This window comes from Pleurocapsa minor HA4230-MV1 (assembly GCA_019359095.1).
Lineage (GTDB): Bacteria > Cyanobacteriota > Cyanobacteriia > Cyanobacteriales > Xenococcaceae > Waterburya > Waterburya minor.
Genome location: JAHHHZ010000017.1, coordinates 390333 through 397210, shown reverse-complemented (window position 1 = coordinate 397210; position 6878 = coordinate 390333). Strand labels below are relative to the sequence as shown.

Genomic DNA, 6878 nt, shown 5'->3' with positions numbered 1-6878 from the left:
GTGATTCAAACCTGCCGTTTTCAGGGTCGCTCTGTGATGAATTTTTTCACTCAAGCTTTATTGGCAACCATCGGTGTTATTGATCGCCCTTCTTTAATCCCTCAACTTAGTACCTGAATTCTTACCAATTAACTAACTCGGCTAGAAATTATTTTATCAAACCTAAAACATCAAAAAAATGTTGATGTCAAATTGTTTTGAATAAAAATTTCTGTCTAGCGATCGCCTGAAAAGACAAATTAAACTTGACATTCAAGACAATCGCTTTAGAACATTCAGGACATTGCATATAAATTTAGCTTGAGTTCATCCCTCTATTATGCAACGCCAAAAAGCCCAGGGTTCTCTAACCCCTTTAACATTTGCTAAGACAATATTACAACTGAGTTCTCCGTCTAACCATTTGAATGGTTGCTGTAAGTTCATCAGTTCGGGTAATTATTAGCACTTTGATTGTACTACTAATCTATCCTTAGTTTTTGCAACGGAACCCTCTTAATTCATGGCGATCGCTTTTGGTCGGGAATTTGGCAGTGGTTGCCCGATAATTGGGGAGATCGCGTGCAGTCATCTCTTAAAATAAAAATTCTTGACAAGATTAGCTAATTATTTCGCCATAGTCATGGCTGCGATCAAGAAAAAACGTACCAGAAACTTTAATGGCATTACCTTGAGGCTGCAACCATAAGGTGTCTATGCCCGTATGACCCTCTAAAGGCCCTTTTTGTTCTAGCCAGTGCAAAACTAGCACTTCTCCTCCTAAAGGATGCTTGCCGTGAGCAAGATATTGCAATGATCCTGATTCATTACCATCGGGAGTTACATATCTTCCACCGTCCTCATTTAATAAAATTGTTACTGCCTGCCAATCTTCTTGACCAACTCGAAAACGGGTAGTAATTTCTTTAGTTCGTAACCATTCTGGTACTGGCATTGGGTAAATTATCCTTTTAAAACTTTGATTTAATTGGTGTAGTAGACAAGAAATTTTTACAAAAGTATCTTTTCCAATCTCTTTAGGGAAAGATACTAAATTCGAGATCGAATAAATTATTTAACACAAGTTAACTCAGTTTGTAACTTTTCAGTTGTCTCATTTTGGACAATGTAAGGAGTCAATTCTGTGTGAATATCTAAATAATTAACCAAATAAGCTTCAATTCTTGAGACCATCACTTCATAATCTTCCTTTGTTTGCTGATTGACTGCTTTTTGTTCGTCTACGGCAATCTCTGCTTCTCGCATGATTTGCCAAAGCTGCTTTTGTAATGATTGATAGATTGGATTGAGAATTCCCCAAACGTTAGTATCCGCAAGACAGTAATCGGACGTAATATGCTGATTAAAGTGTCGACGAGCATCAATTTCTTGGAAACGTTGAATTAGTTCGATCGCTTTGGGGTGATTAAACGACATATAGACAAGCTGATTATCTCGTTCTAGAGCCTCATACAGTTTGCCCACAAAGGCTTCGTAATCAGCAAAAGCTTCTTGGGAGAAATTGTTACGGTCGATCGCTCTAAGAGTGCTTTGAGCAGCAAAATAAGCAGTTGCCACACCACCAGTTAAGCCTGGTGAAATTAGAGGATCGACAAAAAATGCTGCTTCGCCAATGCTTAACCAACCATCTCCTACCGCTTGTTCGGCATAGCCACGAATGTTAGCCCGCGCTCTTAAAGCTTGTTCAGCGCCATAAAGATCGGAGACGAGTTCAGCACCCTCAAGTAATTCAGCGATTGCAGAATATTGTTGGGCATAATGGTCGAATGTTACTTTACGTCCTTCGGCAAATTTGTCATCGCGATCCTGACGCAACACCATACCAATACTGATGATATCCTCTTCAGGACAGCCATGACGAGCAGCTAATTCTGCTTTAGTGGGTAATTCTTCTCCACCCAAAAAGCGATTGAACATCGACTCTCTGTCGGCTTCGGGTACGTTTTCCCAAGAAACTAGAGGAATGTACCACATCCAACCTTCACGAAAACAGAAATGTTGGGTATATTGATCGCGGCTAAATTGAGCCACCTTTTGCCAGTCAGTGCGATCGCCGAGACGATTGACGTTTTTAAAATAGCCCCAAACAGCATTGCTTTGAAAATTTACGTCTTCTTTGTTATATAAATCGAGATGTTTGGCAATTATGCTAGCAGGACCACTGGCATCGACTACTAACTGAGATTTAATCTCATATTTTTGTTGCTGAAAACGATAGGCAATAGTGTTACCGCGATCGCTCAATTGAGAATTAGTCAGATCCACTCGCGCCCCTTGAATCACTTCTACTCCCAAGCGACGAGCATTGGTAATCAATAAGCCATCTAGTAAACGTCGTTCAACCTGAAAGGTTTCATCAAATGTTTCCAAAATATATTCTGGTGCTTCGGTGACATTTTCAATTGATTCGTCAACGTGAAAAAAACCTAAGCCATTTTTAGGAAAAAATAGTAGTTCAAGAGCTTCTTGGGAGATTCCTACAGAACGAAGTGCTTTACAAAACCCCGAAAGCGTACTTTCTCCGATTTTAAACTTTGGTTGTGACTCTCTTTCAAGAACTACTACTTGCAGTTCGGGGCGTGCTTGTTTCAGCCAAGAAGCATATAATATGCCTTGAGGACCAGCACCAATTACTACAACCTTATATTCGCTTTTAGAACAGTTTTTGGCACGATTGCTTTGAAGTTCAGTGTTAATGCTCATGGCTCACTTAAGTAAAATACTTGAACAATCAAACAGTAACTTCTATTTTGCGATTTGATAATGTAGTAATTACTTAAATTTGAACGTCCAAATATTTAGTAAACAAAACAAAAATCAGTGATAGTGCCGATGAAAAAATAATTTTAAGTAAAAATATTTAAGTAAAAATGTTTAAATATTTTTATTTAGATAAATATTCAACTTAATCTAGTTACTAACCAATTAAAAAGAGAGTTGGGGTTTAAAGGTTTAGAAAATAGATAACCCTGTCCGTAAAGACACTTAAGAGTTTGTAATTTAGCAAGTTGAGCTTTAGTTTCAATTCCCTCGGCAATCACTTTTAAGCCTAAACTCTTAGCCATCATCACAATAGCTTCAACAATTTCACTATTATTTCCTTTAGAATCAATTGCTTTAACAAAAGAGCGATCAATTTTAAGTGAGTCAATCGGTAGGCTATGGAGATAGCTCAAAGAAGAATAACCCGTACCAAAATCATCTAAATGTAGCCCACATCCTAAAACCTTTAGCTGCCTTAAAGTTTTCATAGTTATTTTGACATCCTGCATCAAAAGACTTTCCGTAATTTCTAATTGCAGACTTTGAGGTTCTAAGCCAGTTGTTTGTAGAATCTGAATCAACGAATCAATTAGATTAGGTTGAGAAAACTGCTTTTGAGAAATATTAACTGCTATGGTCAAATTAGGATTATTAAACTGAAGTTGCCATTCCTTTAACTGATAGCAAACTTCCTGCAAAACCCACCAGCCAAGGGGAATTATCATTCCTGTTTCTTCGGCTAGGGTTATAAATTCTCCTGGAGATACATATCCCCTTTGAGGATGTTTCCAGCGCGATAAAGCTTCAAAACCAGCTACTCGACCATCAACTAAAGAAACAATCGGCTGGTAGTGCAGTCGAAATTCTCCTCTGTCGAGAGAATGATGAAAATCAGTTTCCAGGCTTAGTCGATTTGCTACTTGAGTATGCAAACTCTCATCAAACAACTCATAATTAGTAATGCCTAAAGCCTTTGCTTTATACATGGCAATATCGGCATTGCGTAATAAGTCTTCTGACGAATTTATGTCAGGCTCACTAAAAGCAATACCTATGCTGACGCTGGTAAAAACTTCGTGTATGCCCAAATGAAATGGGGATTTTAGGCTTTGTTGAATACGTTGTGCAAGTTTGGTTGCTTCACATAGAGTTTGAATGTCTTCGAGCAAAATTGCAAATTCATCGCCTCCCAATCTAGCTAAGATATCGCTGGCACGTAAACAAGTTTTTAATCTCTGGGCGATCCCCACTAAAAGTAGATCGCCACTTTTGTGACCTAAACTATCGTTAACATATTTAAAACGATTTAGATCTAAAAAAAAGACCGCAAATTTGCGGTTGGGATCGCGTCGATATTTTTCTAAAGCTCGATTAAGATGATTGCTTAATAAATTACGATTGGGTAGATCGGTCAGGCGATCGTACAAAGCATCATAAGCTAGTTGTCGTTCGGCTTTTTGACGCTCTAGTTCGGCTGTTGCTCTGGCTGCAAAAATTTTGAGGATTGATAGTTCAGTGGATCCGTCTTCCATCGGACGCTCATCAATGACGACCAAATGTCCCAGAATTGTTCCTGATGAATTGACCAAAGGAACACCAACATAGCTTTCCGCATTTAATTTGGCTAAATCGTGGTCTAGAGGAAAAAAAGTCCGTAACTTCCTAGGATAATGACAAGATATACCAGCAATAACCTGCTCGCAAGGTGTATTTGCTATAGCATATTCAAAGTTTTCACCAAAGTCTTCTTTGCACCAAAAAGCTAAGGTACAGACTCGCTCAGGGCTAGTTTTTTCTAAACATTCTGTGACAAACGCATAGTTAACCGAGAGCGCGCAAGTCAAATGATAGACTAAAGAATGGAAAAAGTCTTTCCCCGTTACAGCAGCCGTACCTTCAACTACCGAACGTAAAGATATTTCTGTTTGCATCTGCTTGGTCATATTTTCCTGAATAATCAGGACTCCAAACCAGTTATCTTGCTTGACTTGTTTAATATGAATAACTAAAGGATTTTCTAGCTTAAAATTCTCGCTATTGTGGTTAAGTTTATACTCAGTTTTCTCTGAGCGAGCGATCGCCTTAATCTCTGTGGCAATTTTTCGAGCTAATTTTGCTTCGCTACCGACTATAGTCTTACATACATTGAGGTAATTATCTCCAATACTCGTGTTCTTTGAAAAACCACTATTAATTGAATTATTTTTCCAAGCTTGATTCAGTGCAATAATTTTGCCTTCTCGGTCGATTAAAGCAACTTGACTATCAAAAGCATCAAAGATTGGCTGAAATAACTGAAAATATTCCATAATTAACTATTCGTAACAGATAAGTTAAACTGTGGTATCGATCAAAGTAAATACATACACATATTTTACCTGGATAGATCAAATTAGACGTTCATATTAGCTTATTCCTGGCTTTTGATTACTGTATTCACAGTGAGACAGTCCAAACGGTTCCGTTGCAAAAACTAAGGATAGATCGGTAGTACAATCAAAGTGCTAATAATTACCCGAACTGATGAACTCACAGGAACCATTCAAGTGGAAACATTTTCAAGGAGAAATAATTTTGCTCTGCGTTCGCTGGTATCTTAAATATGCTTTGAGTTACAGGAATTTAGAAGAAATAATGCTGGAAAGATGGTTGTCTGTAGATCAGGTGTTTGTATAGCAGACGAGAAATTTTGGTCGGTAAGAGATTTTTAAATGTTAACTGGCCCACTTTTGATGGTTGGGCAATAATTTTAAAAGTGTCTATAACAAACATTTAGCATGGTTTCAGAGAAAACTGTCCCAGTAAAAGGCTAAAGTGGGACACTCGCCTAAAGAATGCTTATCTGTTTTATAAGCGATCACCTGATAATTTTAAGAGTAAAATTAAAATCCATTCTTTACAGGGGTTTTGGCACTTTACTTTTCCTTAGCGACCAAAATTTCCCCGTTGCTAAACAAAAGCCAAGTACGCGATTGGCTGAGTCTACGACTTGCTCCGCAAACGCCAGCCCGAAGGGCATCGCATTCCTCAAACTACAATAACTAAACTTAACCTGACTTCCCACAACCTCAGCCGTAACCATTTGATTTGGTTCGACAGGTATCTTCACATCTTCAGGAAAATCTACCGTCAGTTCACCATTCAAGTTAATCTGTTCACCTTGCTTGGTAAAAGTATTACTGAAACAGGATAGGAGATGACTGGGAGGTAAAGCGATCGCAAGTCCGAGAATCATTCATAACGTCCAAGGAAGTGCCAATAGTCATCAGAGAGCTTTTGGCGATCCCAACCCCAATCATGGGTGTCGTCAGAATAATTAGACTCAGCTAAATCAGAATGATATTGATCTTCGAGTAATTCAGCACGAATGGCATTGATGTCATTCGTGCTGACAGTGGAGCAAGAGTTAGTTATCGGAGGCTGAAGAGAAGAAGCATTATCGTCATCTTGTTGAATCAATGGTTCGATTGATTCGGTTGGATTAGGCAAATCAGGCGACTCACTACTAGAAAAGTTGGTGAAATCCGTTTTTCTTCTATGCAGTCTTCTGATTTCTTTGCTCATAATTTTAACAGTTTACTTGGTATAGTTGCGTGATGCGAGAAATTTGCTGTGGAAAAGTTGAATGCGTCTACTAATGAGACGCACATCTGGCTGATATAAAAATTCGGTTCTGTTGCAAAAACTTGAGACAAACCTGTAGTATTATCAAGTCTTAATTCACTACTAGATCGGATGAACTCAAAGCTACATTTAGTTATTTGCTGTTTTTCTCTTAAATCTAGTTGAGATAAACTAATATTTTCGTAATAAATATCAAAATATTTATGTTTTAGCTGTTTCAATTGATAAATGCGATGATGAGCTTTACCTTGCCAGCGTTTACGTATATTTTGGGCTTTTCCTACATACCAAACTATTTTGTTTTCATCAACAACATAATATATACCAGAATATTCTGGTAATAACTCTTTAGTTTCTAAACTGACTTTCGGAAGATGTAAAATTTTAGAATCAGCGATCAATATGTTTTACTCCAATACATAATCTAATAATTCTAGTTTTTCATGTTTGAGTAATAAAGATAAGAGAATATATTAAACTGTTTATATAGA

6 protein-coding genes and 1 pseudogene are annotated in these 6878 nt (G+C 37.7%); 1 reads left to right on the top strand and 6 read right to left on the bottom strand.

Features of this window, described 5'->3' with window-relative positions; genetic code table 11:
- Positions 1-598 precede the first annotated feature (598 nt).
- From KME09_09120 to KME09_09110, 3 genes are all read right to left on the bottom strand, one after another.
- On the bottom strand, positions 599-934 hold the full coding sequence (locus KME09_09120; protein ID MBW4534086.1) for a hypothetical protein: 336 nt from the start codon (positions 932-934) through the stop codon (positions 599-601).
- A 116-nt stretch (positions 935-1050) separates the two neighbouring features.
- Positions 1051-2703, bottom strand: coding sequence for an NAD(P)/FAD-dependent oxidoreductase (locus tag KME09_09115; protein ID MBW4534085.1), 1653 nt, complete (start codon positions 2701-2703; stop codon positions 1051-1053).
- 197 nt (positions 2704-2900) lie between these two features.
- Complete coding sequence (locus tag KME09_09110) at positions 2901-5072, bottom strand: EAL domain-containing protein (protein MBW4534084.1); 2172 nt, start codon at positions 5070-5072, stop codon at positions 2901-2903.
- A gap of 214 nt (positions 5073-5286) precedes the next feature.
- Here KME09_09110 and KME09_09105 point away from each other — a divergent pair.
- Positions 5287-5424 (top strand): annotated as a pseudogene (locus KME09_09105) (IS6 family transposase).
- 235 nt (positions 5425-5659) lie between these two features.
- Here the strand turns inward: KME09_09105 and KME09_09100 are convergent.
- The 3 genes from KME09_09100 to KME09_09090 are packed head-to-tail and all read right to left on the bottom strand — an operon-like array spanning position 5660 to position 6788.
- Entirely contained in the window at positions 5660-5998 is a 339-nt protein-coding gene (locus KME09_09100) for a hypothetical protein (GenBank protein ID MBW4534083.1), read from the bottom strand.
- On the bottom strand, positions 5995-6327 hold the full coding sequence (locus tag KME09_09095; GenBank protein MBW4534082.1) for a hypothetical protein: 333 nt from the start codon (positions 6325-6327) through the stop codon (positions 5995-5997). The genes KME09_09100 and KME09_09095 overlap by 4 nt, the downstream gene beginning before the upstream one ends.
- Positions 6324-6788: a hypothetical protein gene (locus KME09_09090; GenBank protein MBW4534081.1), complete on the bottom strand. Its 465-nt coding sequence runs from the start codon at positions 6786-6788 to the stop codon at positions 6324-6326. The genes KME09_09095 and KME09_09090 overlap by 4 nt, the downstream gene beginning before the upstream one ends.
- Positions 6789-6878: the final 90 nt, after the last annotated feature.

Coding starts and splice junctions, on each gene's coding strand:
- KME09_09115 (MBW4534085.1), bottom strand. CDS start 2,703: ATGAGCATTAACACTGAACTTCAAAGCAATCGTGCCAAAAACTGTTCT.
- KME09_09110 (MBW4534084.1), bottom strand. CDS start 5,072: ATGGAATATTTTCAGTTATTTCAGCCAATCTTTGATGCTTTTGATAGT.
- KME09_09120 (MBW4534086.1), bottom strand. CDS start 934: ATGCCAGTACCAGAATGGTTACGAACTAAAGAAATTACTACCCGTTTT.
- KME09_09100 (MBW4534083.1), bottom strand. CDS start 5,998: ATGATTCTCGGACTTGCGATCGCTTTACCTCCCAGTCATCTCCTATCC.
- KME09_09095 (MBW4534082.1), bottom strand. CDS start 6,327: ATGAGCAAAGAAATCAGAAGACTGCATAGAAGAAAAACGGATTTCACC.